Annotated in this window: 31 protein-coding genes and 1 tRNA gene; 12 read left to right on the top strand and 20 right to left on the bottom strand. The window is 71.2% G+C overall.

The window, feature by feature from the left end:
• Window positions 1-6 precede the first annotated feature (6 nt).
• The 4 genes from flgA (at window position 7) to ACYVJJ_RS14480 (ending at window position 2,687) form a co-directional block, all read left to right on the top strand.
• Complete coding sequence (flgA, locus tag ACYVJJ_RS14495) at window positions 7-672, top strand: flagellar basal body P-ring formation chaperone FlgA (RefSeq protein WP_460834622.1); 666 nt, start codon at window positions 7-9, stop codon at window positions 670-672.
• A gap of 98 nt (window positions 673-770) precedes the next feature.
• Complete coding sequence (gene flgM, locus ACYVJJ_RS14490; RefSeq protein ID WP_460834620.1) at window positions 771-1,085, top strand: flagellar biosynthesis anti-sigma factor FlgM; 315 nt, start codon at window positions 771-773, stop codon at window positions 1,083-1,085.
• 4 nt (window positions 1,086-1,089) lie between these two features.
• The gene (locus ACYVJJ_RS14485) at window positions 1,090-1,458 is read left to right on the top strand and encodes a flagellar protein FlgN (RefSeq protein ID WP_460834619.1); all 369 of its coding nucleotides are present in this window, start codon (window positions 1,090-1,092) and stop codon (window positions 1,456-1,458) included.
• Complete coding sequence (locus ACYVJJ_RS14480) at window positions 1,455-2,687, top strand: ATP-binding protein (RefSeq protein WP_460834617.1); 1,233 nt, start codon at window positions 1,455-1,457, stop codon at window positions 2,685-2,687. The genes ACYVJJ_RS14485 and ACYVJJ_RS14480 overlap by 4 nt, the downstream gene beginning before the upstream one ends.
• Before the next feature lie 7 nt (window positions 2,688-2,694).
• On the opposite strand, the gene ACYVJJ_RS14475 is transcribed toward ACYVJJ_RS14480, so the two are convergent.
• The 7 genes from ACYVJJ_RS14475 to ACYVJJ_RS14445 form a co-directional block, all read right to left on the bottom strand.
• A complete protein-coding gene (locus tag ACYVJJ_RS14475) occupies window positions 2,695-3,021 on the bottom strand; it encodes a hypothetical protein (RefSeq protein ID WP_460834615.1) in 327 nt (108 codons plus the stop codon).
• Window positions 3,022-3,140: 119 nt separating this feature from the next.
• Entirely contained in the window at window positions 3,141-3,443 is a 303-nt protein-coding gene (locus tag ACYVJJ_RS14470; RefSeq protein ID WP_460834614.1) for a type II toxin-antitoxin system HicB family antitoxin, read from the bottom strand.
• A 123-nt stretch (window positions 3,444-3,566) separates the two neighbouring features.
• Window positions 3,567-5,306: an EAL domain-containing protein gene (locus tag ACYVJJ_RS14465; protein ID WP_460834612.1), complete on the bottom strand. Its 1,740-nt coding sequence runs from the start codon at window positions 5,304-5,306 to the stop codon at window positions 3,567-3,569.
• Window positions 5,307-5,315: 9 nt separating this feature from the next.
• Window positions 5,316-6,749, bottom strand: coding sequence for a M28 family peptidase (locus ACYVJJ_RS14460; protein WP_460834610.1), 1,434 nt, complete (start codon window positions 6,747-6,749; stop codon window positions 5,316-5,318).
• 67 nt (window positions 6,750-6,816) lie between these two features.
• Window positions 6,817-7,239: a large conductance mechanosensitive channel protein MscL gene (gene mscL / locus ACYVJJ_RS14455; RefSeq protein WP_460834608.1), complete on the bottom strand. Its 423-nt coding sequence runs from the start codon at window positions 7,237-7,239 to the stop codon at window positions 6,817-6,819.
• 4 nt (window positions 7,240-7,243) lie between these two features.
• Entirely contained in the window at window positions 7,244-7,957 is a 714-nt protein-coding gene (locus ACYVJJ_RS14450) for a fumarylacetoacetate hydrolase family protein (RefSeq protein ID WP_460834606.1), read from the bottom strand.
• A 2-nt stretch (window positions 7,958-7,959) separates the two neighbouring features.
• The gene (locus ACYVJJ_RS14445) at window positions 7,960-8,268 is read right to left on the bottom strand and encodes a hypothetical protein (protein ID WP_460834605.1); all 309 of its coding nucleotides are present in this window, start codon (window positions 8,266-8,268) and stop codon (window positions 7,960-7,962) included.
• 74 nt (window positions 8,269-8,342) lie between these two features.
• On the opposite strand from ACYVJJ_RS14445, the gene ACYVJJ_RS14440 reads away from it, so the two are divergent.
• Complete coding sequence (locus ACYVJJ_RS14440) at window positions 8,343-8,651, top strand: Rieske (2Fe-2S) protein (RefSeq protein ID WP_460834603.1); 309 nt, start codon at window positions 8,343-8,345, stop codon at window positions 8,649-8,651.
• Window positions 8,652-8,687: 36 nt separating this feature from the next.
• Here ACYVJJ_RS14440 and ACYVJJ_RS14435 read toward each other — a convergent pair whose 3' ends face one another.
• The 9 genes from ACYVJJ_RS14435 to thiS all read right to left on the bottom strand — a co-directional run bounded on the left by ACYVJJ_RS14435 (window position 8,688) and on the right by thiS (window position 15,516).
• Window positions 8,688-9,062 (bottom strand): YciI family protein, encoded by a 375-nt coding sequence (locus ACYVJJ_RS14435; protein ID WP_460834601.1) that lies wholly within the window; start codon window positions 9,060-9,062, stop codon window positions 8,688-8,690.
• Window positions 9,063-9,123: 61 nt separating this feature from the next.
• Entirely contained in the window at window positions 9,124-10,386 is a 1,263-nt protein-coding gene (locus tag ACYVJJ_RS14430) for an RNA polymerase sigma factor (RefSeq protein WP_460834599.1), read from the bottom strand.
• A gap of 43 nt (window positions 10,387-10,429) precedes the next feature.
• Window positions 10,430-10,834 (bottom strand): VOC family protein, encoded by a 405-nt coding sequence (locus ACYVJJ_RS14425; protein ID WP_460834597.1) that lies wholly within the window; start codon window positions 10,832-10,834, stop codon window positions 10,430-10,432.
• 13 nt (window positions 10,835-10,847) lie between these two features.
• Window positions 10,848-11,261 (bottom strand): VOC family protein, encoded by a 414-nt coding sequence (locus tag ACYVJJ_RS14420; RefSeq protein WP_460834595.1) that lies wholly within the window; start codon window positions 11,259-11,261, stop codon window positions 10,848-10,850.
• Window positions 11,262-11,272: 11 nt separating this feature from the next.
• Complete coding sequence (locus tag ACYVJJ_RS14415; RefSeq protein WP_460834594.1) at window positions 11,273-11,695, bottom strand: YciI family protein; 423 nt, start codon at window positions 11,693-11,695, stop codon at window positions 11,273-11,275.
• A gap of 108 nt (window positions 11,696-11,803) precedes the next feature.
• Window positions 11,804-13,636 carry an SLC13 family permease gene (locus tag ACYVJJ_RS14410; RefSeq protein WP_460834592.1) on the bottom strand — a complete coding sequence of 611 codons (1,833 nt, stop codon included), beginning with the start codon at window positions 13,634-13,636 and terminating at the stop codon, window positions 11,804-11,806.
• Between the two features lie 65 nt (window positions 13,637-13,701).
• A complete protein-coding gene (gene trmB / locus ACYVJJ_RS14405; RefSeq protein ID WP_460834590.1) occupies window positions 13,702-14,433 on the bottom strand; it encodes a tRNA (guanosine(46)-N7)-methyltransferase TrmB in 732 nt (243 codons plus the stop codon).
• 9 nt (window positions 14,434-14,442) lie between these two features.
• Entirely contained in the window at window positions 14,443-15,237 is a 795-nt protein-coding gene (locus tag ACYVJJ_RS14400) for a thiazole synthase (protein ID WP_460834589.1), read from the bottom strand.
• Window positions 15,238-15,300: 63 nt separating this feature from the next.
• Complete coding sequence (gene thiS / locus ACYVJJ_RS14395; protein ID WP_460834587.1) at window positions 15,301-15,516, bottom strand: sulfur carrier protein ThiS; 216 nt, start codon at window positions 15,514-15,516, stop codon at window positions 15,301-15,303.
• A gap of 150 nt (window positions 15,517-15,666) precedes the next feature.
• Between thiS and ACYVJJ_RS14390 the strand changes: the two genes are divergently transcribed.
• The 6 genes from ACYVJJ_RS14390 to ACYVJJ_RS14365 all read left to right on the top strand — a co-directional run bounded on the left by ACYVJJ_RS14390 (window position 15,667) and on the right by ACYVJJ_RS14365 (window position 21,626).
• Window positions 15,667-17,520 (top strand): autotransporter domain-containing protein, encoded by a 1,854-nt coding sequence (locus ACYVJJ_RS14390; RefSeq protein ID WP_460834585.1) that lies wholly within the window; start codon window positions 15,667-15,669, stop codon window positions 17,518-17,520.
• 62 nt (window positions 17,521-17,582) lie between these two features.
• A tRNA-Gly gene (locus ACYVJJ_RS14385) sits at window positions 17,583-17,656 on the top strand.
• A gap of 61 nt (window positions 17,657-17,717) precedes the next feature.
• Window positions 17,718-18,173 (top strand): ATP-dependent zinc protease family protein, encoded by a 456-nt coding sequence (locus tag ACYVJJ_RS14380; protein ID WP_460834584.1) that lies wholly within the window; start codon window positions 17,718-17,720, stop codon window positions 18,171-18,173.
• Window positions 18,170-19,258 carry a 30S ribosomal protein S6--L-glutamate ligase gene (gene rimK / locus ACYVJJ_RS14375; protein WP_460834582.1) on the top strand — a complete coding sequence of 363 codons (1,089 nt, stop codon included), beginning with the start codon at window positions 18,170-18,172 and terminating at the stop codon, window positions 19,256-19,258. Before ACYVJJ_RS14380 ends, rimK begins: the two co-directional genes overlap by 4 nt.
• A 309-nt stretch (window positions 19,259-19,567) precedes the next feature.
• Window positions 19,568-20,251 (top strand): response regulator transcription factor, encoded by a 684-nt coding sequence (locus ACYVJJ_RS14370; protein WP_460834581.1) that lies wholly within the window; start codon window positions 19,568-19,570, stop codon window positions 20,249-20,251.
• Between the two features lie 52 nt (window positions 20,252-20,303).
• Window positions 20,304-21,626, top strand: a complete 1,323-nt coding sequence (locus ACYVJJ_RS14365; protein WP_460834579.1) for a sensor histidine kinase — start codon at window positions 20,304-20,306, stop codon at window positions 21,624-21,626.
• 84 nt (window positions 21,627-21,710) lie between these two features.
• On the opposite strand, the gene ACYVJJ_RS14360 is transcribed toward ACYVJJ_RS14365, so the two are convergent.
• The 4 genes from ACYVJJ_RS14360 to metF form a co-directional block, all read right to left on the bottom strand.
• Window positions 21,711-22,628, bottom strand: a complete 918-nt coding sequence (locus ACYVJJ_RS14360; protein ID WP_460834578.1) for a branched-chain amino acid transaminase — start codon at window positions 22,626-22,628, stop codon at window positions 21,711-21,713.
• 56 nt (window positions 22,629-22,684) lie between these two features.
• Entirely contained in the window at window positions 22,685-23,329 is a 645-nt protein-coding gene (locus tag ACYVJJ_RS14355; protein WP_460834576.1) for a hypothetical protein, read from the bottom strand.
• Window positions 23,330-23,375: 46 nt separating this feature from the next.
• Complete coding sequence (locus tag ACYVJJ_RS14350; protein WP_460834575.1) at window positions 23,376-24,017, bottom strand: hypothetical protein; 642 nt, start codon at window positions 24,015-24,017, stop codon at window positions 23,376-23,378.
• A 107-nt stretch (window positions 24,018-24,124) separates the two neighbouring features.
• Entirely contained in the window at window positions 24,125-24,946 is an 822-nt protein-coding gene (metF, locus tag ACYVJJ_RS14345) for a methylenetetrahydrofolate reductase [NAD(P)H] (protein ID WP_460834573.1), read from the bottom strand.
• A gap of 184 nt (window positions 24,947-25,130) precedes the next feature.
• Between metF and ACYVJJ_RS14340 the strand changes: the two genes are divergently transcribed.
• On the top strand, window positions 25,131-26,042 hold the full coding sequence (locus ACYVJJ_RS14340) for an alpha/beta fold hydrolase (protein WP_460834571.1): 912 nt from the start codon (window positions 25,131-25,133) through the stop codon (window positions 26,040-26,042).
• The last annotated feature ends 7 nt before the right edge of the window (window positions 26,043-26,049 follow it).

The raw sequence follows: 26,049 nt of genomic DNA, 5'->3' as shown, positions 1-26,049 counted from the left end.
CCCGGCATGCACGCTCTCCGTCGCCACCTGCTGTCGCTCCTGCTGCTGCTCACGGCGCTCGCGCCGGTGCATGCGGCGGGCTTCACGCCGGTGGCCGACATCGTCCGCGCGGCCGAGGGGGCCCTCGCGGTGGGGGGTGCGCAGGTGGAGGCGAGCGTCGACGCGTCGCTGCGGATGCCGGCCTGCCCGGCGCCGCTGCAGGCGGTGGCGACCGGCCCGCGCATGGCGGAGGTGCGCTGCCCGGCCACGCCCGGCTGGCGCCTCACGGTGCCGGCGCGGGTGCGCCGCGAGGCCGAGGTCGTGGTGCTGACCGCGCCCGTGCGCGTCGGCCAGCCGATCGATGCCACGCAGATCACCGTGCAGCGCCGCGATGTCGGGGGCACCGGCGCGGGCATGGCCGATCCGGCGCAGGTGGCCGGCCGCATCGCGCGCCGCGCACTACCCGCGGGGGCGGTCGTGTCGGCCGGGGATCTCGCCGACGGCGCGGGGGCGCTCAAGCGCGGGGATCCCGTCGTGCTGGTCTCGAAGGCCGGGGGCATCGAGGTGCGGATGGGCGGGCGGGCGCTGGGGAGCGCCCTGCCCGGCGCGGTGGTGGCGGTCGAGAACCTGCAGTCGAAGCGGATCGTGCGCGGCCGGGTGGTGGGCGAGGGCGTGGTCGAGGTGCTCCAGTAAGGCCATGGCTGAACCGCGTCGAAAAAAATGCGGACCAGGCCTCAAGTCCGGCCGGCGGGCGCCGTTACTGGCCCTGACCGCTCACACCGGAGTTCGACATGACCACCAAGATCGATGGACCGAGCCTTCCCCCGGCCCGGCCTGTAGATGCCGCGAAGGGCGCCTCCGTTGCCCGTGCGGGGGGGGACCGCTCGGAGCCCGTAGCCGCCGCACCCGCGGCCGACAGCCTGCGCCTGACCGGCGAGGCCACCGGCCTCAAGGCCGCAGTGGACCAGCAGCTGCAGATGCCTGCGAGCTTCAACGTCGAGAAGATCAATGCGATCCGCGCCGCGATCGCGGGGGGCTCCTACCAGGTGAACCCGCAGGAGATCGCGACGCGCCTGATGGCGCTCGAGCGCCAGCTGATGGGGTGATGCCATGTACGCCGCCGCGATGAACGTCCCGCAGGCCGCCCCGGCGGCCGACGTGCTCGATGCCCTCGAGCAGGCGCTCCAGGACGAGCGGCGTGCACTGCTCGACAACGACGCCGAAGCGCTCCTGCGCTCGACGCAGGCCAAGCTCGTGGCCTTGCGGCAGGCCGAGCGCGTCCCGCCCGGCTACGCCGATGCGACGCGTGTCACCGCGCTCGCGGAGCTCAACCGCGCCAACAGCATCCTGCTGTCGCGGCGCCGTCGCGAAGTCAGCTGGGCCCTGCGGCACCTCGGCCGCATGGACAGCGTCGGCGTGTACGATGCGGGCGGACAGGCGGGCGCCCGCCCGCAGTCGCGATACCTGGGCGTGGGATGACGCAAGTCGATACGAAGGATCCCTGGACCGCGCAGATGCGCTGGGCGGCGGATGTGACGCCGATGGCCGTGCTGCTGCTCGGCGAAGGCGACGAGCTGCGCTATGCGAACCGCAGCGCGCATCGGCTCGCGGCGCGCCTCGCCCCCGACGTCGACGAGTCGATCGCGCTCGCGCGCCTGCTCGACCTCGTAAGCGCGGTGAGCTGGGAGCGCGCCTGCGTGCAGGGCCACGCACGCGAGGACCTCGAGGTCCAGCCGGGCTTCACGCTCGCCGTCGAGGCCTTTTGCGGCACCGGCGAGAACGAGGGCCTGCGCTTCGTCGCGATCACCGACATCTCCGCGCGCTCGGCGCGCGAGCGCGAGCTGCAGCAGCGCCACGACGAGCTCGAGCGCGCCTACCGCTCGCTCGCCGGTGCGCAGGAGCAGTTGCTGCAATCCGAGAAGATGGCCTCGATCGGCCAGCTCGCCGCCGGCGTCGCGCACGAGATCAACAACCCGATCGGCTACGTGCACTCCAACATCGGCACGCTGCGCGAATACATGGGTTCGCTGTTCGCGATGCTGGAAGGCTATGCGAACGCCATGGCCGCGCCCGATCCGGCGGCACTGCGCGAGGAGCTGCGCGCGCAGCGCCAGCGGCTCGACATCGAATTCATCCTGGGCGACCTGCCGCAGCTGCTCGACGAATCCCGTGAGGGCATCGAGCGCGTGACGCGCATCGTGCAGGACCTCAAGGAGTTCTCGCACGTCGGCCGCAACGAGACGATGCGCCCCTCCGACCTCGTGAAGGGGCTGGAGTCCACGCTCAACATCGTCTGGAACGACCTCAAGTACAAGGTCCGCCTGGAAAGGCTCTACGGCGAGATGCCGCAGGTGGAATGCCTGCCGTCGGAGATCAACCAGGTCTTCATGAACCTGCTGATCAATGCCGGGCAGGCGATCTCCGAGCGCGGCACGATCACCCTCGCCTGCGGCAGCGAAGGCGACGAGGCCTGGGTGGCGATCACCGACACGGGTTGCGGTATCCCGGAGGAGACGCTCGGCCGCATCTTCGATCCGTTCTACACGACCAAGCCGATCGGCCGCGGTACCGGGCTCGGCCTCGCGATCTCGTACCGGATCGTGGAGAAGCACCACGGCCGCATCGAGGTCAGCAGCACGGCCGGGCAGGGCAGCACGTTCCGCGTGGTACTGCCGGTGAAGCAGCCGGTCGACGCTCCCGCCCCCTGATTACGCCTCAGCGGTGCAGGGGCCCGGTCCCCGCACCGGGCCGCGGGATCGTGAAGGCATCGCGCTCGAAGCCGTCCAGCCGCAATCCGGCGGAACTGTCGGCGAGCTCGCGCAGGCGAGCGATCACGAAGCCCCGATGCTCGTCGCGCGTGCGGGTGAGCAGTTCGTCGGCGACCTTCGCGAAGCGCTCGGCCGTCATCGGGCCGGCGAGTTCGGGCGCCTCGAGTTCGAACGCGTCGGGCGCGGCACGCATGATCGCGAGCGCCAGCCGACCGAGTTCCAGCTCCAGCTCGGAACGCGAATACAGCGGGGGCGCGGAGGAAGCGTCCTGCATCGGGGTATCGCACGGCGGAAACACAGGCGAGTCTGAGGGGCCGAGCGTCACCATTCCGTCACGGCCTCCCGTTCAGCTCGCACGACGCCCGTTCGCGCAGTGCGCGGTTGCGGAACCGTTCAGCGGGCGAGTACACGCGTGGTCGCGTCCACGGACCGCACGATCGGCGGCGGCATGGCCTCGTGCGCGAACAGGCGAACGTACATGCAGCACGCATCGCGCGGGGTGCTTGCTTCGCTGAGGGCATCGATGGGCGTCGGGTCGGGCAGGTCCGCGATCTGCACGTGCGAACGCACCGCATCGCGCACCGCGTCCTCGACCTGCAACCAGGAACCCGCGAGCGCCACGCAGCCCGGGAAATCCGGCAGCGTCGCGCGATAGAGGCCCGACTGATCGCGCTGCACGTAGGCGACGTACTCCACGCGTTTGATTCCGTGATGCGTTGCGATCGAGCCTAGGCAGCGTGCCGTGAGTGCCGCATCACCGCGGCCGCTTTGCGTCGGGCGCGGTTCATGAAGCGGCCGTCGTGCCGCAGGCGGCGTCCGCTAGAACCCGACTTCCTCGCCGGCCGCGCGCCGCTCGTGCGCACGGAACGCCGCCTGGATGTGCTCGCGCAGCTCGTCGTCGTTCCATGGCTTGGTGAGGAAGCGGTAGATCGCGCCCTGGTTCACCGCGTCGGTGATCGTCGCGAGGTCGGTGTAGCCCGACAGGATCATGCGCACCGTATCGGGGTAGAGGTCGCGCACGCGGCCGAGGAACTCGGTGCCGCTCATGTCGGGCATGCGCTGGTCGGAGAGGATCACCTGCACCGTGTTGCTCGCGAGCAGGTCGAAGGCCTCGCGCACGGAGTTCGCGGTAAGGATCTGGTAGCCGTCGCGGCGGAACAGGCGCACGAGCGAGCGCAGCACGTTCTCCTCGTCGTCGAGCAGCAGCAGCGTGCGTTCGGGACGCGTCTGTGCGAAGGCCTCGGGCAGCAGGAAGCGCTTGCGGATCACGTCCCCGAGCTGCTCGGCCGGCAGCGGCGGGCTGAAGATGTAGCCCTGGAAGAAGTCGCAGTGGTTGCGGCGCAGGAAGCCGAGCTCGGCCTCGCTCTCCACCCCCTTCGCGCACACCTTCATGTCGAGCCGGTGGCCCATCGCGATGATGCCGCGCACGATCGCCGCCGAGCGCGTGTCGCTGGTGACGTTGCGGATGAAGCTGCGATCGATCTTGAGGCGGTCGAGCGGGTACTGCGCGAGCGCGGCGAACGACAGGCCGCCCAGGCCGAAGTCCTGCACGGTGAGCGTGGCACCGAGTTCGCGCAGGCCGACGAGCGTTTCGAAGGTGTGGCGCGCGTCGAGCGAGAGCGCGCCCTCCGGCACCTCGAACTCGAGCGCATTGCCGGGCAGGTCGAGCTCGTGCAGCAGCTCGCCGACGCGGTCGCGGCAGTCGGGCTGCGACAGCAGGGTGGTGGGCAGGTGCACCGAGATCGTGAGGTAATCCAACCCCTGCATGCGCCACTGCGCGAGCTGGCGTGCCGCGGCCTCGACCACCCAAGAGCCCAGGCGCGCCGACAGGCCGACGCGCTCCACGATGTCCAGGAACCGGTTGGGCCGCAGCAGGCCGCTGTTCTCCGAGTTCCAGCGCAGCAGCGCGGAAAAGCCCGCGAGCGAGCCGTCGTGGCCGTGCACGAACGGCTGGAAGTAGAGGCGGAACTCGTCGCGGTCGAAGGCATCGGCGAAGCGCTGCGCGAAGCCGTCGTTGATCGGTCCGCGCTCCGGGCGCCCGCTGTAGAGGCCCACGTTGTCGAGACCGGTCTGCTTCGCATGCCGCAGCGCATGCTCGGCCGAGGCGAGCAGCGCGGCCGCGTTCTGCGCGTGGTCCGGGAACACCGCGATGCCGATCGAGAGGGTGACCGGCAGCGTGTAGGGCGGGATCGACAGCGGGATCTCGAAGGCATCGCGCATGCGTTCGGCGAGCGCCTCGCCATCGGTCTCGCCCTCGCGGTAGCCGATGCCGGCGATGAACTCGTCGGTGCCGCGACGCCAGATCCACGCGTCGGTCGGCATCGCGTTCTTCAGGCGCTGCGCGACCGCTGCGAGCACCTGGTCGCCGACGTTCTCGCCCATGTTGCTGTTGATCGACCCGAACATGTCGATGTCGATGTGCAGCAAGGCGACCTTTCGCCGCGTGGCGGCGGCCGCGGCGATCGCGGTCGCCAGGCTCGGCCCGTTGGCGCCGAGGCGGTAGAGCCCGGTGACGGGGTCGACCGGGACGCTGCCGTACTCGTCGTAGCGCTGCTCCATCGGCCGAGACTAGCGCGCCGGCGGCGCGGCCGGCGTCACGGGCGCGCTGCCGAAACCGCCGTCCGTCGATGCGGCCAGGTAGGCGAACACCGCATAGGCGGCGGTGTTCTGCGCGAGCGCCGCGGGGTCGATCTTGTCGAGCGTGTCGTCGGGCGTGTGGTGCAGGTCGAAGTAGTCGGTGCCGTCCTGCTTGAGCTGCGCCCAGGCCATGCCGAGCTGCGCGATCGGGCCGATGTCGGGCCCCGGGCCGCCTTCCGGCATCGCCCGGATGCCCAGCGGCTCGAGCGCGCGCGCGATCGCGGCGGTGGCGGCCTGCGATTGCGCGGGGGCAGACGTGGCGAAGCCGTAGATGCGGCCGGCGCCGAAATCGCTCTCCGCGCCGATCACGTTCTTCGCGATCGCGCCCTTCTGCGACTCGGCGTACACGCGCCCGCCGTGCAGGCCCTGTTCCTCGTTCGCGAACGCGATCACGCGGATCGTGCGTTCCGGTGCCTTCACGATGCGCTTGACCAGCGCGCCGGCGGCCATGGTGATGCCTATGCCCGCGCCGTCATCGACCGCGCCGGTGCCGAGGTCCCACGAATCGAGATGCCCGCCGATGACCACCACCTCGTCGGGGTGACGCGTGCCGCGGATCTCGCCGATCACGTTGTAGGACGTCGCGGTGCCGGTCCAGCCGCAGTCGAGCGCCATGCGCACGCGCTGCGGCGCCATGGCGAGAAGGCGGGAGAGCTGCAGTGCATCGGGGACGGAAAGCGCGGCCGCCGGGATCGGCGTGACGCCGTCGTCGAAGCGCGTGATGCCGGTATGTGGCATGCGGTGCGAGTCGGTGCCGGCCGAGCGCATCAGGAAGCCGGCCGCGCCCTTGGTCGCCGCCATGGTGGGACCGCGGCTGCGGATGCGCGAGGCCGCGCCGTAGCCGCTGCCGTCCTGCGCTCGCGCCATGGGGAAGTCGACGTAGGCGATCTTGCCCGTCAGCGAGCCGGCCGGGGCCGCCTCGAGCGCGGCGAGGTCGGGGAAGCGGACGATCTCGGCCTCGACCGTGCCGCCCGGGCTGCCCCCGAGCGCGCTCAGGGCGAGCGGCTGTGCATTGCGGCCGAGTACGGCGGCCGATTCGCCGCGGCGCTCCCACTTGAGGAAGGTCACCGGCTGCGTCCACACGCGGTCGTAGCCGAGCTCGCGGAACTTCGCCTTCGCCCATTCGACCGCGCGGGCATCGGCTTCGCTGCCGGCCAGCCGCGGGCCGACCTCGGTCGTGAGCGACTCGACGATGCGGTAGGCGAGGTCGCTCTTAAGTGCCTCGTCGCGCAGGCGTTCGGCATGCGCGGCCGCGGAATCCGGGATCGAGGCCGGGCGCGGGGGCGCGGCATCGGCCGTGCGCGGAAGGGGAGCCAGCATCGAGACCGCCACTGCGACCGCCGTCGCCATCGCCCACTTCCGCATCGCAGCACCTCGCACCGGGGAGCTGCCGAGCTTAGCAATGCGGCCGTGCACTGCCGCATGACCATCGTCATGCCCGGTCGTCGCGCCTCGCCAGCAGGTCGCGGATCTCGCGCAGCAGGAGGACGTCCTCGGCGGGCGGCGGGGGCGCCTCGTCGCGCCGGGCGCGGATGCGGTTGTAGGCGCGCAGCACCAGGAAGATCACCGCGGCGATGATCAGGAAATCCAGCAGGGCCTGCAGCGGCAGGCCGTGGCGCAGCGCGATCTCGGGCGATATCACCTTGCCCGCGGCATCGAGCTCCGCGGCGCGCAGCACGAGCTTCCACTGGTCGACGCGGATGCCGCCCGTGGCGATCGCCAGGAGAGGCATCACCACGCCGTCCACCAGCGCGCTCACGATCTTGCCGAACGCCGCGCCGATCACCACGCCGACGGCGAGGTCGACCACGTTGCCGCGCGCGATGAAGGCCTTGAACTCGTCGACGAGGCGCATCGGCTCAGCGTCCGACGATGCGGCCTTCGAGCCGCAGCACGTCGTCGAGCCCCGCGACGAACACGTCGCCGGGGCGCAGCGCCGCCACGCCGCCCGGCGTGCCCATGAAGACGAGGTCGCCGGCGCGCAGCGCATAGAGCTTCGAAAGCTCGTGCAGGATCTCGCCGACGCCCCAGACCAGATCCGACAGCGCGCCGGTCTGGCGCCGCTCGCCGCCGACGTCGAGCCAGATCGAGCGCGCATCGAGCGCGCCGACGCGGTCGGGCGTGAGCAGGGCGCTCACCGGCGCGGAATGGTCGAAGGCCTTGCCGGTATCCCAGGGCAGGCCGCGTGCCTTCGCGGCGGCCTGCAGATCGCGACGCGTGAGGTCGAGGCCGACGCCGTAACCGGCGACGAGCCCGGCGACCGCGGTGGCGGGATCGAGCACGCCCGGCCCCGCGTCGCGGCCGATCGCGACGACCAGCTCGACCTCGTGGTGCAGGTCGGACGTGCCGGGCGGATAGGGCACCTGCCCGTCGAGCACGATCGCGTCGGCGGGCTTGAGGAAGAAGATCGGCGTCCCGCGCTCGGCCGCCGTCGCGGCGACGCTCGCCCCCATCTCCCGGGCGTGGTCCGCGAAGTTGCGGCCGACGCAGTAGATGCGGCGCACCGGGAAGGCGGCCCCGCCATCGGCGAACGGGATACGCGGCGCGACGGGCGCCTCGAACAGGTCGCGCATCCTCAGCGCGGCAGCAGCTGGCGGCCGACGATGCGGTAGTCGGCGTCGAAGACGCGGCTCGGGCGCGTGCGCGGCGCGGGCGACGGGCGCAGCAGGCGCCAGGCGAGGCCACCGACGATCGCGAGCGTGCCGAGCACGAGCCCGACCACGAGCAGGCCGGCGAGCACCACCAGGCCCACTGCCGCGAGCAGCACGCGCAGCACGCGGTGGCGCGGCTTGCGCGGCTCGATCACGGCGCGCAGCACGCTGCGGACCGGGCGTTCGAATCGGGCGTAGAGGGCGGCGGCGCGGAGCAGCGTCTGGGGGCGCATGAGAGACTTCGTGGCACGCGGGCGGTCGAGTATCCGGCGCCCTATCGCCGAGGGTGTGAGGGAAACGTTAAGGCATGAGTGCGATCGAATCCGGCGACGAGCCCCTGCAGGACCGCCAGCCGGTCGAGTCCGAAGCCCTCGTGGACGGTGGCCGCGAGTCGGTGATCCTCGTCCAGGTGGACGGCACGCGTCGCGCTTGGCTCAACGTCTGCCCGCATGCCGGGCGCCGCCTCGACTACGCGCCCGGGAAGTTCCTGCTGAGCCGCGACGGGCTGCTCGTCTGCGCGGCGCACGGCGCGTCGTTCGACATGGCGACCGGCGTCTGCGTTGCCGGGCCGTGCAAGGGTGCTTCGCTGCGCGCGGTGGACGGCGGCGCGGGCTGAGATCGCTGCGGCCAGCAGTCCGCGGGCGCCGACGCGTCAGGCACCGACGCGGGCGCGCACCGCGCCGATGTCGCGCACCGGACGCACCTCGATCGAGCCCAGCTGCGTCCACGGAAAGTCCGCCGCGATCCGCAGCGCCTCGTCGTAGTCGGCCGCCTCGATCAGGTTGAAGCCCGCCAGGAATTCCTTCGTCTCGGCGAAGGGCCCGTCGGTGATCGCCATGCGGCCCTCGCGCTGCCGCAGCGTGCGCGCGGTCGACGCCGGCTCGAGCTGCTGGGAATCGAGCAGGCAGCCGGCCTCGCGTAGGGCGTCGGCCTTGGCGAAACACCCGTGCATGAGGCGGTCGAACTCGCCCTCCGGCAGCTCGGCGATGCGCGCCTCGTCGATGTGGACCAGCAGCATGAACTTCATCGGGCGTGCCTCCTCGGGGCGCCCATGCTGCGATGCCCGCACGCGGCGCGCCAGTGGCGCCTCAATCGGCGGGCGCGCAACGCGCGGCACGGTCGAGCAGCACGCGGCGCTCGCGCTCGTTGCGGGTGAGCGCGGCGGCGCGGCCGAACTCGGCGGCGGCCTCGCTCAGGCGCCCGACCCGCTCGAGCAGGTCGCCGCGCACGCCCGGCAGCAGATGGTACTGCGCGAGCGCGGGATCGTCGCGCAGGGGCTCGATGCGCGCGAGTCCCGCCTCCGGTCCGAAGGCCATCGCGTCGGCGACCGCGCGATTGAGCTCCACCACCGGCGAGCGCGTGAGCGCTGCGAGCCGCGCATAGAGCGCCGCGATGCGTGGCCAGTCGGTGGCATCCGCCGTGCCCGCGCGCGCATGGCACGCGGCGATCGCGGCCTGCAGCGCATACGGCCCGTCGCGTCCACCGAGGCGCTCGGCACGTGCGAGTGACTGCAGGCCCCTCTCGATCCGCGCCGCGTCCCAGCGGCTGCGATCCTGCTCGGCGAGCGGCACCGGCGTGCCGTCCGCGTCCTGGCGTGCCTCGAGTCGCGAGGCCTGCAGGTCCATCAGCGCGAGCAGGCCATGCACTTCGGGTTCGTGCGGCAGCAGGTCGGCGAGCACGCCGCCGAGGCGGATCGCCTCGTCGCACAGCGGTGGGCGCGTCCAGGCATCGCCCGATGTCGCCGAATGGCCCTCGTTGAAGATCAGGTAGAGCACGTGCAGCACCGCGGCGAGGCGTTCGCCGAGTTCCTCGCGGCGTGGCACCTCGAAGGGCACGCGCGCCGCGCCGAGCATGCGCTTGGCCCGCACGATGCGCTGAGCGATGGTCGGCTCCGGCACGAGGAAGGCGCGCGCGATCTCGTCGGTGCGCAGGCCGCCGAGAAGGCGCAGGGTGAGCGCGACCTGCGCGGCGATCGGCAGCACCGGGTGGCAGGCGACGAAAACGAGCCTCAGCAGGTCGTCGCCGATGTCGTCATCGGCGAGCATCGCGGCTTCGTCGGCGGTGGCGTGCCGGCCCTGCGCCTCCAGCTCGACGCCGTAGTCCTGCGTGCGGTCGGCATGCAGAGCGCGCTGCCGTAGGTGGTCGATCGCGCGACGACGCACCGCGGTCATGAGCCATGCCGCGGGGTTGTCGGGGACGCGGCGCGGCCAGTGCTGCAGCGCCTGCAGCAGGACGTCCTGCACGAGTTCCTCGGCCACGGCGATGTCGCCGGTCACGCGGGCGGTGCGGGCGATCAGGCGGGGCGATTCGCTGCGGGACAGCGCGGCGAGCAGGTCGGGGATCGCGGTCATCGCGCATGATCACAGCACCCGCCCGGTGCGCCGACAAGCGGCCTCACCCCGGCATCCGGCTCTCGTCCATCCAGAACAGCTCCCACTGATGGCCGTCCGGGTCGGCGAAGCTGCGCTGGTACATGAAGTCGAAGTCCTTCGGCTCGAGCACGTCGGTGCCGCCGGCCTCGAGGGCGCGGGCGTGCAGGGCGTCGACCTCGTCGCGGCTGTCGACGGACATGGCGAGCAGCACTTCGGTCGCCGAATGTGCGTCGACCAGCGGCTTGCGGGTGAAGCCGGCGAAGAACGGTTCGACGAGCAGCATCACCTGCACGCTGTCCGACACGACCATGCAGGTCGCGTTGGCGTCGGTGAACTTCGGATTGAAGGTGAAGCCGAGGCGGGTGAAGAAGTCGACCGCACGCGCGAGGTCGCGCACCGGCAGGTTGACGAAGAGTTGGCGGGACATGGCGGCTCCGGGATCAAGGGGTCTCGCAGGGGCGGACGCGGTTGACCATCCACGGCGTGCCGAAGCGGTCGACGAGCATGCCGAAGCGCTCGGCCCAGAACGTCTCGGCGAGCGGCATCGAGACGTTCGCACCGTCGGCGAGGCGCGACCAGATGCGCTCGGCGTCCTCGACGCTGTCGGCCATCACGTTCACGCACGTTCGGCCGGGGCCGCTGCCGGGCGGCCCGTCGGCGCCCATCAGCTCGGCGCCGCGCGCCTGCAGGTGCGTATGCATGATGCGATCGTGGCCGTCGGCGGGAATCTCCGCGGCCATCGGCGATTCGCCGTAGGTGAAGCGGGCCACGATCTCGCCGTCGAAGACGCCGCGATAGAAGTCGAAGGCCTCGCGGCAGGTGCCGTCGAAGGCGAGGTAGGCGATCAGCTGCATGGTGGTCGTCCTCACGCCGCGCTGAGCTGGTCGCGCAGCCGGGCTTCCTGCTCGCGCATCTCGGGCGTGAACTCGGCGCCGAAGTCCTCGGCCTCGTACAGCGGCCGGATCTCGATCTCGGACTCTTCCGGCATCGGATTCGGGCAGCGACGCGCCCAGGCGATCGCCTCGTCCATCGAGGCGACCTGCCACAGCCAGAAGCCGGCGACGAGCTCGCCGGTGGCGGCGAACGGGCCCTCGACCACGCTGCGCGCGTCGCCCGAGAAGCGCAGGCGCACGCCGGCCGAGGACGGCTTGATGCCTTCGCCCGCGAGCATCACGCCCGCCTTCACCAGCTCCTCGCTGTAGCGGCCCATCGCCTCCATCAGCGCGGTGCTCGGCGGGGCGCCGGCTTCGGACGAGGGGGTGGCCTTGACGATCACCATGACGCGCATCGGACTCTCCTTTGGCCGGCGGAGTGCCGGGCCTTCAGGGGTACGACGAACGGGGTGGCGCGATTTCGACATCGGCCGCGCGCCGGCCGACGAACGGTCGATCGGCGCTCAGAACAGCAGGTTGACCATCGCCACGGTGATGACCGCATAGCCCAGCGAAAGCGGCCCGCCGATGCGCCACAGATCCCGCGCCGTGTAACCGGCCGGACCGGTGATCATGGAGATGACCGGGTTCGACGCGGTCATGAAGTTGTTCGAGGCCGACAGCGCCACCGTGAGCGCGAACGCGGTCGGATCACCGCCGGAGGCGAGCGCCAGGTTGATCGCCAGCGGCACCACCACGATCGTCGCCCCGACGTGGCTGATCACCAGCGAGAACGCCGTCGTGCCGAGCGCGATGAGGATCTGCAGCAGCCACGGCGGTGTCGCGCGCGGGAGCTGCTCGACCGTGTGTCCCGCGAGCCAGGCCGCGGCGCCGCTGGAGTCCATCGCCCACCCCAGCGGGATCAGGCAGGCCATCAGGAACACCGTGCGCCAGCTGATCGCCGCATAGGCCTCGTCGATGTCGAGCACGCCCGCGATCAGCATGCCGGCCACGCCCGTCATCAGCGCGATCGAGACCGGCAGCCGCGACGACAGCGCGAGCAGCATCGCCACGGTGAAGATCACCAGCGCCGCGCGCAGCTTGTGCGGGCGCTGCTTGCCCTTCGGGTAGTCGGTGACGACCACCAGCTCGCGGCCCACCTGCGCGAGGTCCGCCCAGATCGAATGGAAGACGAGCATGTCGCCGGCGCGCAGCGGGACGTCGCGCACGTCGCGGATGACGTCCTTGTCGCGGTTGATCGCGAGCAGGTTGAGCCCGTAGCGGCGGCGCAGCTGCAGCTCGCCCGGTGTCTTGCCGATGTAGCGCGACGTGGCCGGCACCACGGCTTCGGAGACGCCTGCCCGCGCCGGATTGAACAGGTCGCCGAAGTGCCGCAGCCGCACGCCGACCCGCAGGAAGTGGGTCTGCGCGAAGTCCGTCACCTGCTGCCGCGTGCCCATCACGCCCAGCACGCTGCCCACCCAGACGCGCGAGTCCGCCGGCGGCGACAGCCGGCTGTCGTCGCCGGTGCGCAGCGCGAGCATCAGCGGCGCGCCGCGCAGCTTCTCCACCTCGATGATGGTCAGGCCCACGAGCGGGCTGTCGGCCGTGATCTCGAGCTCGAAGACGTCGCCCTCGATGCCGTAGGCCTGCGCGAAGTAGCTCTCGGTGCGGCCGGGGGTCGCGCCCTTGCCGTCGTCGTCCGGCAGCGCGCGCAGGCCGCGATAGTGGAAGTAGGCGAGCGACGCACCCAGCAGTACCAGGCCGATCGGCAGCGGCGTGAACATCTGCAGCGGCTCGAGCGTGGCCGCGCCCGAGGGCAGGTTGGCGTTCGCCGCCACCAGCAGGTCGTTGAGCAGGATCAGCGGCGAATTGCCGACCATCGTGAGCGCGCCGCCCATGATGATCGCCGCGGCGATCGGCAGGAGCAGCTTCGGCAGCGACAGGCCGGTGCGCGACGACAGACGCGCGGCGACGGGCATGTACAGCGCCATCACCGAGGGGTTCTGCATGAAGGACGAGTTCAGCCCCGACACCGCCGTGGTGAGCAGCAGCAGGCGCTGCTCGTCGCCGTGCGAGCGCCGCAGCAGCCAGCCGGCGAGGCGATTGAGCGCGCCGGTGCGGTCGAGGCCGGCGCCGAGGATCATCGTGGCGATGATCGAGATCACCGCGTTACCCGAGAAACCGCCGAACAGCGCCTCCGGCTCGACGAGGCCCGTGAGGCCGAGCAGCACCAGCACCACGAGTGCGACCACGTCCGCGCGGATCCGCTCGAACAGGAACATGATCATGGTGAACGCGGCCAAGCCGAGCACCATCACCATGTCGCGGGTCAGCGGAAGCGCGGTGTCGTCCATCGCTCAGCCGATGCGCCTGCGGCGCGCAGGTCGCGGGCGGTGCGGGACGCGGGCACGCGGGGCCGTCATCCCACCCGGTCGTACAGCAGGTCCCAGACGCCGTGGCCGAGCCTCAGGCCGCGGGACTCGAAGTGCGTCTGCGGACGCCAGGCGGGGCGCTCGACATGGCCGCGCGGGCCGGCGCGATTGGCCAGGCCCGGCGTCGAATCGAGCACGTCCCACATGTGCTCGGCATAGGCTTCCCAGTCGGTCGCGAGGTGCAGCAGGCCGCCCGGCGCGAGCTTGCGCACCAGCAGCGCCGCGAGCGCGGGCTGCACCAGGCGGCGCTTGTTGTGCCGCGCCTTATGCCACGGATCGGGGAAGTAGATGCGCACTTCCTGCAGCGCCGCGTCGGCGACCTCGTTCTCCAGCACCTCGACCGCATCGTGGTGGTAGACGCGCACGTTCGTCGCGCCATCGGCGGCGAGCCCGTTGAGCAGGCGTCCGACACCCGGCGCATGCACCTCGATGCCGATGTAGTCGCGCGCCGGATCGTTCGCGGACGCGAAGCGCAGTGCCTCGCCGTTGCCGAAGCCGATCTCGAGCACGCGTGGCGCAGCGCGGCCGAACGCGGCATCGAAGTCGCGCGGCGTGCCGGCGTAGTCGAGGCCATAGCGCGGCCACTGCTCGTCGAACGCTCGTTGCTGCGCGGCGGTGAAGCGCCCCTGGCGCAGCACGAAGCTGCGGATCCGGCGGTGGCCCGCCTCGACCGTGAACGGCTTGCTGCCGGGGCCGTGGGCGTCGGAAGGCGAGGTCATGCCCGCGCGTCAGCCGACCAGGCCGTCGACCGGCGACGACGCGCTCGCGAAGCGCTTGCGCGGGATCCGCCCGGCCTTGAACGCGGCACGACCGGCCTCGACCGCGAGCTTCATCGCATGCGCCATGAGCACGGGATCCTTCGCGCCGGCGATCGCGGTGTTCATCAGCACGCCGTCGCAGCCGAGCTCCATCGCGATCGAGGCATCGGAGGCGGTGCCCACGCCGGCATCGACGATGATCGGCACCTTCGCGTTCTCGATGATCTCGATCAGGTTGTACCTGTTCTGGATGCCCAGGCCCGAACCGATCGGCGCGGCGAGCGGCATCACCGCCACACAGCCGATCTCCTCCAGGCGCCTGGCGAGGATCGGGTCGTCGGACGTGTAGACCATCACGTCGAAGCCGTCGGCGACGAGCTGCTCGGCGGCGGCGAGCGTCTGCACGACGTCCGGATACAGCGTGCGCTGGTCGCCGAGCACCTCGAGCTTGACCAGCCTGTGGCCGTCGAGCAGCTCACGGGCGAGGCGGCAGGTGCGCACGGCGTCGTCGGCGGTGTAGCAGCCGGCCGTGTTGGGCAGGATCGTGTAGCGCTCCGGCGGCAGCACGTCGAGCAGGTTCGGCTCGCCCGGGTTCTGGCCGATGTTGGTGCGGCGGATCGCGACGGTGACGATCTGCGCGCCGGCCGCCTCGGTCGCGCGACGGGTCTCGTCGAGGTCCTTGAACTTGCCGGTGCCGGTCAGCAGGCGGGATCCGTAGGCGGTGCCCGCGATGACGAGCGGGTCGGTCGTGGCGAGATCGATCATCCGGCGATTATCGCACCCGCGCGGCGGCGGGCGGGGGCCGGCTTCTCGCGCGGCGCCGCGGCGTCAGCCCCCACCGAGGGCATGCACGATCTCGACGCGGTCGCCGGTCGCGAGCGCGAAGCCCGCATGCCGGCTGCGCGGCACGATCTCGCCGTTGACCTCGACCGCGACGCGGCGCTCGCCGAGGCCCTCGGCGACGAGCAGGGCGGGGATGTCGAGCGGCGCCTCGAAGGCGCGCGGTTCACCGTTGACGGTCAGGCGGAGGGCGGCGTCGGTCATCCGCGCATTGTCGCCGCGGGACGCTTCCGGCGGAACCGGCATGACGCTCGCCGCTTGCGGACCGTGCAGGCTCATGATTCGATGCCCGCCCATCCGCCAGCGTACGCCCCACCGTCCGGCGGTTTCCCGACGATTCCAAGGATGCAACGCATGAAACCCGTCCGTACCGCCCTCGCCGCGGCCCTCGCGCTCGCCGCCGCGCCGGCCTTCGCGCAGCAGAGCCCCTACACGCAGACCGTCTTCTTCGGCGACAGCCTGACCGACGCCGGCGCGTTCCGCCCCGCGCTGATCCAGCAGGGCGGGCCGCAGGCCGCCAGCCTCGGCCGCTTCACCACCAACCCCGGCCTGGTCTATGCCGAGCTGATCGCGGAGTACTACGGCACCGCGGCCAACCCGTACTACGGCGCCAACGGCAGCGTGCAGAACGCGGCGGGCACGAATTTCGCCGTCGGCGGCGCGCGCGTGGGTACGACCGCGGCCAGCCCGTTCGGCGCGGTGCCCTCGCTCCAGACGCAGGTGAATGCCTACCTCGCCGCCAACGGCGGCCGCGCCGACGCCAACGCGCTCTACACCGTCTGGGGCGGCGCGAACGACATCTTCGCGATCACCAACGCCGGCGCACCGGCCGCGGCCACGATCGGGTCCGCGGTGACCGCGCAGGTCGGCATCGTCAACACGCTCACCACCGCCGGTGCGCGCTACATCCTGGTGCCGACGCTGCCGGACATCGGCGGCACCCCCGCGTTCCGCGCACAGGGCGCGACGGCGCAGGCCACCGGCACCGCGCTGTCGACGCAGTACAACACCGCGCTGTTCGGCGGCCTGGCGTCGGCCGGCCTGCGCGTGATCCCGCTCAATACTTTCGCGCTGCTGCGCGAGGTCACGGCGAACCCGGCGCAGTTCGGCATCGCCAACGTGACCGGCACCGCCTGCAACCCGCAGATCACGGCCTCGTCGCTGACCTGCAACCCGGGCACCTACGCCACGCCGAACGCGCCGTACAGCTACGCCTTCGCCGACGGCGTGCATCCGTCGCAGGCCAGCCACGAGATCCTCGCCGACTACGCGCTGTCGATCCTCGAGGCGCCGCGCCAGGTGGCGATCCTCGGCCACTCGGCGTCGACCGTGGGCCGCTCGCGCGCCGACCGCGTGCTCGCGCAGGCCGAGGCCGGCACGCTGGCCGAGGGCGAGGGCATGCGCTGGTGGGCCGACGTGCGCGGCGACTTCCAGCGCTACGAGCACGGCAACCTCTATGACGGCGCCGGTCCGGCGCTCACCGCGGGCGTCGACTGGCGCACCGGTGGCCTGACCTTCGGCGGCTTCGGCGGCTTCGGCCGCAGCATGCTCGACTGGGGTCGCCGCGGCGGCGAGTTCGACCAGAGCGAGGCCGCCCTCGGCGGCTACATCGGCTGGCGCTCGGGTGGCGCCTGGGTCAACGGCCAGGCGAGCTACACGAGCCTGGACTTCGACATCGAGCGCCGCGTGCAGCTCGGTGTCGCCGAGCGCGTGCATCGCGGCTCGGCGGACGGCTCGAACGTGAGCGTCGGCGTCGAGGGCGGCTTCGAGTTCGGCTCGGGCGCGCTGAAGCATGGCCCGGTGCTCGGCGTGCTCTCGCAGCGCATCGAGATCGACGGCTTCGCCGAGGACCAGGCCGACCTGTCGACCTCGCTCGCCTACCGCGAGCAGGACATCGACTCGCTGATCGGCAAGATCGGCTGGCAGATGCGCCTGGAGACGGGCCACTTCAACCCGTACGCCCGCATCACCTTCGACCGCGAGTTCGAGGACGAGGGCGGCGAGGCCTTCGCGCGCGTGCAGTCGCTTCCCGCCACCGGCGACTACGCCGTGCCGGGCGTGGAGTTCGACGAGCGCTACGCGACCGCGCAGTTCGGCGTGCGCGGCGAGATGTTCGGCTTCGAGACCGACATCGGCGCGAACCTCACGACCGCGCAGAAGGGCGGCAACGACGCCACGCTGTTCATGACGGTCGGCGGCCGCTTCTGAGGTCGCCGGGTCCGGGTCGCGCGTTGCCAAGCACGGCGCGCGCGGCCTAGACTTCGCCGCATGCGGGTGTAGTTCAATGGTAGAACTGCAGCTTCCCAAGCTGCTAGCGTGGGTTCGATTCCCATCACCCGCTCCAGTTTTCCCGACGGCGGCCCTCGTGGCCGCCGTTTCGGTTTCCGGGCCTGTCGGAGGACTCGATGTCGACCCCGATCGTGCTGGGCTGGCGCGAATGCGTGACACTGCCGGACCTCGAGCTCGCCACGGTGCGGGCGAAGGTCGACACCGGCGCGCGCAGCTCGTCGCTCCACGTCGATGCCTACTGGCGCTTCACCGAGGGCGGCGGGCCCTGGGTCGGGTTCCGCCTCAGCCCGGGGCGCGGGCTCACCGTCGACACCGCGGCGCCGATCCACGACGAGCGCGACGTGGTGGACTCCGGCGGCCATCGGACCTGCCGGATCTTCCTCCGCACGCGCCTGCGCATCGCCGGCGTCGACCGCGAGGCCGAGATCAATCTCACCGACCGCCGCGGCATGCGCTTTCCGATGCTCGTCGGGCGCAGCGCGCTCGCCGGGCTCTTCACCGTCGATCCGTCACGCTCCTTCCTGCACGGGCGCCCGAAGCGCCGGTCCACCCGGGGACGACCACCTGCATGAAACTCGCGATCCTCTCGCGCAACAGCTCGCTCTATTCGACGCGACGGCTCGTGGAAGCCGCCCGCGAACAGGGCCACACCGTCCGCGTGCTCGACCCGCTGCGCTGCTACATGCGCATCGCCAGCGATGGCTTCGACATGCACTACAAGGGCAAGCCGCTCACCGGCTACGACGCGGTGATCCCGCGCATCGGCGCGTCGGTCACCCGCTACGGCACGGCGGTGCTGCGGCAGTTCGAGCACATGGGCACCTGCACGCCGAATCCGTCCGACGCGATCGTCAAGGCGCGCGACAAGCTGCGCGCCCACCAGCTCCTCGCCGCGCAGGGGATCCACATGCCGGTGACGGTCTTCGGCGACAACCCCGACGACACGGCCGACCTGTTGAACCTGCTCGGGCCGGCGCCCCACGTGATCAAGCTCACCGAGAGCTCGCAGGGCGCGGGCGTGATCCTCACGGAGAAGCTCTCCGCCTCCAAGGGCGTCACCGAGGCGCTGCGCGGGCTCTACGCGAATTTCCTCGTGCAGGAATTCGTCGCCGAGGCCAAGGGCGCGGACCTGCGCTGCTTCGTGGTGGGTGACCGGGTGATCGCCGCGATGCGCCGCCAGGCGCCCGCGGGGGAGTTCCGTTCGAACCTGCATCGCGGCGGCAGTGCCGTCGGCGTCGAGCCCAGTGCGGCCGAGTCCGAGGTCGCCATCCGCGCGACGCAGGTCCTCGGCCTCGGCGTCGCGGGCGTCGACCTCATCCGCTCGGCCCGCGGCCCGCTCGTGCTCGAGGTGAACGCCTCGCCCGGCCTCGAAGGCATCGAGAAGGCCTCCGGCGAGGACGTGGCCGGCGAGATCGTGCGGTTCGTTGCACAGGGCTGCCGGCCCCGCGGAAAGCCGACCCGGGCCGCGCCACGCGCCACCGCGGCGCCCAGGCCAGGAAAGGCCGCCCGGTCGAGCGGGGTCGCGGTCGCCCCGGCGCCCGACCGGCCGGCGAAAAAACCGAAGCCGTCCGCCCCCAAGGCAGCCACGGATCGGGAACCGGCCCGCAGCCGCCCGGACCGGGCCGCGGCGGCCAATCCCCGCGCGCGTCGGAAATAACGCGTCATTAACCTGAATTCCGGCCGCCCTTAACCCGCGTTTAAGCCTCCGGGGCGTAGCGTGCCCCGACCGCGACTCACCCCGGGGTGGCTCCTCGGCGAGGCCGCGGTAATCGGGGTAACACTTTTTGCCCGGGCCACCATGCCCGGGCACTTTTTTTGGTGTCGGCGGTCGGACGTGAAGACGATCCATGAACAGCCGTCTGACACAATCCGGCCGATGCCTACGTACCCCACCGAATCCCGCCCCTCCACCGGCCCGTCTCCCGCGGTGCTCGCCGGTGGCCGGCTCCAGCCCCAGGAAACCGCAATGCGCATTCTCGTCATCGAGGACAACCAGGACATCGCCGCGAATCTCGGCGACTTCCTCGAAGACCGCGGCCATACCGTCGATTTCGCCGCCGACGGCATCACCGGGCTCCACCTCGCGGTGGTCCACGACTTCGACGCCATCGTGCTCGACCTCAACCTGCCGGGCCTCGACGGCCTGGAGGTGTGCCGCAAGCTGCGCAACGAGGCGCGCAAGCAGACGCCGGTGCTGATGCTCACCGCGCGCGATTCGCTCGACAACAAGCTCGCCGGCTTCGATTCGGGCGCGGACGACTACCTCATCAAGCCGTTCGCGCTGCAGGAGGTCGAGGTCCGGCTCGCGGCGCTCTCCCGTCGCGGGCGCGGCGTGCAGACGCGCGTGCTGACCACCGCCGACCTCGAGTACAACCTCGATACGCTCGAGGTGCGCCGCCAGGGCAAGCTGCTGCAGCTCAATCCGACCGCGCTCAAGATCCTCCAGGCGCTGATGGAAGCCTCGCCGGCGGTGGTCACGCGGCAGGAGCTCGAGACGCGCGTATGGGGCGAGGAGCTGCCGGATTCCGACTCCCTGCGCGTGCACATCCACGGCCTGCGCTCCGTCGTCGACAAGCCGTTCGGGCAGCCGCTGATCCAGACCCGCCACGGCATCGGCTACCGCATCGCGGCGCCCGACGGCGGCGCCTGACGCCCGCCGGGCCGCCGCTTAGACTGGCGGCCCGCCGAACCGCCGGTTTCCGATGGCCACCGCCTCGTCCCCCGTCCGTGCGCGGGGGCGCACCCGCTACCGCCGCCGCCTCCGCAGCCGAATCATCTTCGGCTTCGTGCTGCTCGGCTTCAGCCTGACGCTGATGCTCGTCTTCGCGACGAACTGGGTGCGTGACCGCGTCGAGGACGAGCTCGTCTCCGACGTGATGAACCGCAACATCGACGAGTACGCGCGGCGCTTCTATGCCGATCCGGGGCGCAATCCGGACCTGCCCGTCGAGCAGATGCGCGGGCGCGTGGTGACGCGCGACAAGTTCCAGGAACTGCGCGCCGAGTATCCCGAGTGGTATTCGCTCGGCGACGGCCTGCACACCGTGCATGGCGTCGACGAAGCCGGCGCGCCGTTTACCTACCGCCTCGCAGTGCGCAAGACGCCCGAGGCCTGGTTCTTCCTCGCCTACGACCTCACCAGTTCCGAGCGCGGCAAGGAGCGCTTCAACCAGCAGCTCGTGGTCGTGGTGGTGTTCTTCACGGTGCTCTCGTTCCTGATCGGCTGGTGGTCCGCCTCGCGCGTCATGAGTCCGGTGCTCGAGCTCGCCAAGCGTCTCAAGCGCTCGCGCGGGGGGCTCACCGAGCCGCTGGCGAACGACTTCGCGGAGGACGAGGTCGGGCAGCTCGCATCGGCGCTCGATGACTACGCCGCGCGGCTCACGCAGGTGGTGCAGCGCGACCGCGAGTTCAATGCCGACGTGAGCCACGAGCTGCGCACGCCGCTTGCGGTGATCCGTGGCGCGGTCGAACTGCTGCTCGCCAAGACCGACCTCGACGACAAGGCGCGCGGCCGCCTGCTGCGCATCCAGCGCGCCGAGCAGCAATGCACCGACCTGATCGGGGCATTGCTGCTGCTCTCGCGTGGCGAGCGCGGGCAGGGCACGACGGATGTCGGCCGCGTGGCCGAGCAGCTGCTCGATGCGCATCGCGCGCAGATCGCGGGCAAGCCGGTCACGCTGCGCGTCGAGGGCGAGCGCGGGCTGCGCGTGGATGCACCGGAGTCGGCGGTGACCGTCGCGCTCGGCAACCTGATCGGCAATGCGGTGAAGTACACGGCCGAGGGCGACGTGGTCGTGCGCCTGTCGCCGCACGCGGTGGTGGTTGAAGACTCCGGCCCGGGCCTGAGCGCGGAGGACGCCGCGCGCCTGTTCGAGCGTGGCTACCGCGGCACGCATGCCGGGCATTCGCAGGGCGGTGGCATCGGCCTGTCGATCGTGCGCCGGCTCTGCGAGCTCTACGGCTGGGACGTCCGCGTGCAGCCCGGGGCGACGCGCGGGGTCGTGGCCACCCTGACGTTCGGCTGACGACGGGACGACGGTACACGCGTCATCGAGCGCACCAACGAGAACGGCGCCCGGAGGCGCCGTCATCGTGCGATGCATGCTGCCTCAGCCGTTCAACGGCTCGAGCCAGCCGTAGCGGTCCGGCGTGGTGCCGTCGAACAGGCCGAAGAACATCGACTGGATGCGGCGCGTGAGTGGACCGGCCTGGCCGCTGCCGACCTGACGGCCGTCGACCGAGCGGATCGGCGTGATCTCCGCCGCGGTACCGCACATGAAGAGCTCGTCGCACAGGTAGAGGTATTCGCGCGGCAGGTCGCGCTCCACCACAGGAATGCCCGCGTCGCGCGCGAGCGTGATGATCGAATTGCGGGTGATGCCGTTGAGCAGCGCCGCGCTCACCGGCGTGGTGTGCAGCGCGCCGTCGAAGACGAGGAACAGGTTCTCGCCGGCGCCCTCGCTCAGCAGGCCGGTGGAGGCCAGCGCGATGCCCTCGCCGAAGCCGAGACGCCGGGCCTCGCGCGCGATGAGCTGGCCGGAGAGGTAGTTGCCGCCGGCCTTTGCACCGGCCGGAATCGTGTTCGGCGCGAAGCGCTGCCAGCTCGAGACGCAGGCGTCGATCCCCTGCTCGAGCACGCCTTCGCCGAGGTAGGGCCCCATGAACCAGGACGCGACGGAGACGTCCACGGGCGTCTCCGCGGACAGGCCAAAGCCGCCAAGCCCACGGTAGGCGAGCGGGCGCAGATAGGCGCGCGTCAGGCCGTTGCGCAGGATCACGTCACGGCAGGCGGCGTTGATGTCGTCGAGCGAATACGGGATCGCCATGTCGTAGATCCGCGCCGACGCGAACAGGCGCCGGTTGTGGTCCGTCAGGCGGAAGATCGCCGGGCCGTTCGGCGTCTCGTAGCAGCGGATGCCCTCGAACACCGACGAGCCGTAGTGCAGCGCATGCGACATCACGTGGGTGGTGGCCTCGGCCCACGGCTTGATCGAGCCGTTGTGCCAGATCCATTCGGGGTATTGCATGCGCGCGCATCCGGTCGAAAAGAGCGCGTATTGTGCCTCGCGGCCGCTTCGGACGCTCAGTCGGCCGCGGCCGGCGGCACGTCGACGGGCACCTGCGGCCCGGTATCGGGCAGGTCGATCTCGCCATTGGGGCCACGCACGGGCGGCGGCGGTACGCGCCGCAGCCCGCCCTCCGTCACCCACCAGCAATCGAGGTGCTTGCGCAGGCCGAGCACCGCCCGCACCGGCGTGCTGCCCCCGCGCGAGACCTGCTCGACGCGCAGCCCGATGGGCGCGCGCCGCACTTCGATCGGCGGATACGGCTCGTCCGCCGACTGTCCGGCGTAGATCGGCTGCAGGTCGACGAGCGGGCGATCGACGATCGCCTGCAGGCGCGCCATCTGCGCATAACCCTGCGACGTCGACATGCCGGGCCAGTGGTAAACCGCGGCGAGGCGGTTCACGTCCTTCGACTCGATCGCCGCGGACACCTCGAAGGCGAGATCACGCAGCGTGCGGGGGCAGGCCGCGCGGTGGTTACGCAATTGCGCGGCCCCGGGTGCGGACGGCTTCTGCTCGACGGCGCCGAGGCTGTCGCATCGACGATCGGTATAGACCGTCGTGCCGTCCGCGAGCGCGCAACGGCGCACCTGCGCCACTGCCGGTGCGACGGGCACGGTGGACGCGATCCAGAGCGCGAGGACGGGCAGGGCGATGCGCACCCGCCAAGGGTAGTGCGACCGCGCGCCGCGCGGCAGGGGCGATGCCTCAGAACCGGATGAAGTAGCAGCCCGCGTAGCGCTCGACGTTCAGTTCCAGCGATTGCGCGCCGTCATTGCCGGCGAGCTGCACCTGCAGGATTCCGGCCGCGCCGTCGTCGGGAAAGCCTTCGCCGTTCGAGGCGAAGCCGTAGGCCGATCCGATCTGCGCATCGAAGTACTGGGTGGCGACCACCTGGCCGCGGCTGACCCGATCGAGCCGCTGCATCACCGGGATCGACTCGCGATGGCCCATGCCGACCCAGTGGTAGCTCTCGGCGAGGCGATTGACGTCGTGCAGCGCGACCGAGCCCTGGATGTCCATGGCCAGCTGGGTGGTGCTGCGCGCGCAGCCCGAGGCCGCGGAGCGACGCCCGACGGGCATCGAAGCCGCCTGCGCGAAGGAGGCGTTGTGCAGCCCCTCCGCTGCCGGATCGCGCATCGCTTCGCTGCGCAGCCGCATCGAGAGCTCGCCCGACATCACGTCGCTCTGCGCACCGACCATCGTGCACGGCTTGTCGGTGTAGACCGCGGTGCCGTCGGCGGCGCGGCAGCGCTGGATGCCCGTGTAGGCCGCCTGGACGTCCTGCACGGCGGGCACGCTGAGCGCGAGGCCGAGCGTGATCGTGGCGACGGCGGACGGGACTTTCATGGCGCGCACCTGCGGCGGGAGACGCCACGAATGCTCGGCGCGCCTGCGTCAACACGAAGTGTGACGGACGTCCGTAACTGAATCGACTTTCAATAAATCCCGGGTTTTCAGCGCATCTGTGCGAGCACGTTCAGAGTCGGTTTGGAGAGATTGAGCGTGTAGAAGTGCAGTGACGGCACGCCGCCCTCGATCAGGCGACGGCACAGCTGCGCGACGACCTCGGCCCCGAATGCACGGATGCTGTCCGCGTCATCGGCATAGGCGAGCATGCGCTGCGCGATCCAGCGCGGGATCTCGGCGCCGCACAGCTCCGAGAAGCGCCGGATCTGGCTGAAGTTGGCGATCGGCATGATGCCCGGCACGATCGGGATGTCGATGCCCTGGCGCCGCACGTCGTCGACGAAGCGGAAATACGCGTCCGCGTTGTAGAAGTACTGCGTGATCGCGCCGTTCGCACCCGCGCGCACCTTGCCGACGAAGTTCTTCAGGTCGGCCTGCGCATCGCGTGCCTGCGGATGCATCTCCGGATACGCCGCGACCTCGATGTGGAAGTGATCGCCTGTTTCCTCGCGCACGAAGGCCACGAGCTCGTCCGCGTAGCGCAGCTCGCCGGCACTGACCATGCCCGAAGGCAGGTCGCCGCGCAGCGCCACGAGGCGCTTGGCGCCGAGCGCGCGGTACAGCTTGAGCAGGCCGCGGATCTCCTCGCGGGAGCCGCCCATGCAGGTGATGTGCGGCGCGGCATCGAAGCCGGTGGCGCGCAGCTTCTGGATCGTCTCGGGGGTGTGGCTGAGCGTGGAGCCGCCGGCACCGAAGGTCACGCTGACGTACTCGGGGCCGTGCGCGCGCAGCTTCGCCACGGTCTTGTCGAGCTGCGCATGCTGGTCGGGGGTTTTCGGCGGATAGAACTCGAAGCTGACGGGGACCATGGCGCTCGCCACCGGAAGGTGCCGGAATTGTATCTCTCCATCGCGATGGATAGGAACAGGCCGTGGCGCCCGGGGCGCCCGCCTCCGCGACCGCTCGTGGACGCCCCCGGCCGCTCGTCATTTTTCCGGCCGCCAGCCCGCCGGGCGTCGGCAACCTGGGCCCACTTTCCACGGAGGACCCGCCATGCAGAAGCTCATCGCCGCCACGTTCCGCACCGCCATCGTCGCCGGCATCCTGGCCACCACGGCGACCGCCGTGCGCGCCGCGCCTGCCGAGTTCCAGGGCCTGAAGGTCGAAGTGGTCGGCAAGGGCCGCCCCGTGCTGATGATCCCGGGCCTCAACAGCGGCCCGGACACGTGGCGCGACACCTGCACCGCGCTGCAGGCGGAAAAGGTGCAATGCCACCTCGTCCACCTGCCGGGCTTCGCCGGCCTGCCGGCCGCCACGGAAGGCCCGTTCCTCGAGGCGATGCGCGATCGCCTGCTCGCCTACGCGAAGGCCAAGGGCCTCAAGCGCCCTGCCGTGGTCGGCCACAGCCTCGGCGGTGTACTCGCTCTGCAGATGGCGATCCGGCAGCCCGAGGCCGTCGGACCGCTCGTCATCGTGGACTCGCTGCCCTTCATGTCGGCCATCACCAACCCGGCCGCAACGGAGGAAAGCGCACGCCCGATGGCCGCCGCGATGCGCGCGCAGATGGATGCCGCCGACGACGCGACGTACCGCCAGCAGGCGCAGGCCGCGATCCGCAACATGACGCACGATGCCGCGCGCACCGAGCAGATCAGGACGTGGGGCGCGCAGAGCGATCGCCGCGTGACTTCGCAGGCGATGTACGAGCTGATGACGACGGACCTGCGGCCGCAACTGGGCGCGGTGAAGTCGCCGACGCTCGTACTCGGTGCCTGGTCGGCCTACAAGCCCTACGGCTCAACGAAGGAATCCACCGCGCAGATCTTCCGCACGCAGTTCGCGAAGCTCGACGGCATGCGCCTGGAGATGAGCGAGGACGGCTACCATTTCCTGATGTGGGACGACCCGAAGTGGCTGCAGTCGCAGGTCGCCGGCTTCCTGAAAGCCAATCCCCCGGCCAAGTGAGCCCGAC

Source organism: Lysobacter humi (ex Lee et al. 2017) (genome assembly GCF_054781815.1).
This window is presented reverse-complemented; position numbering and strand designations above follow the sequence as displayed.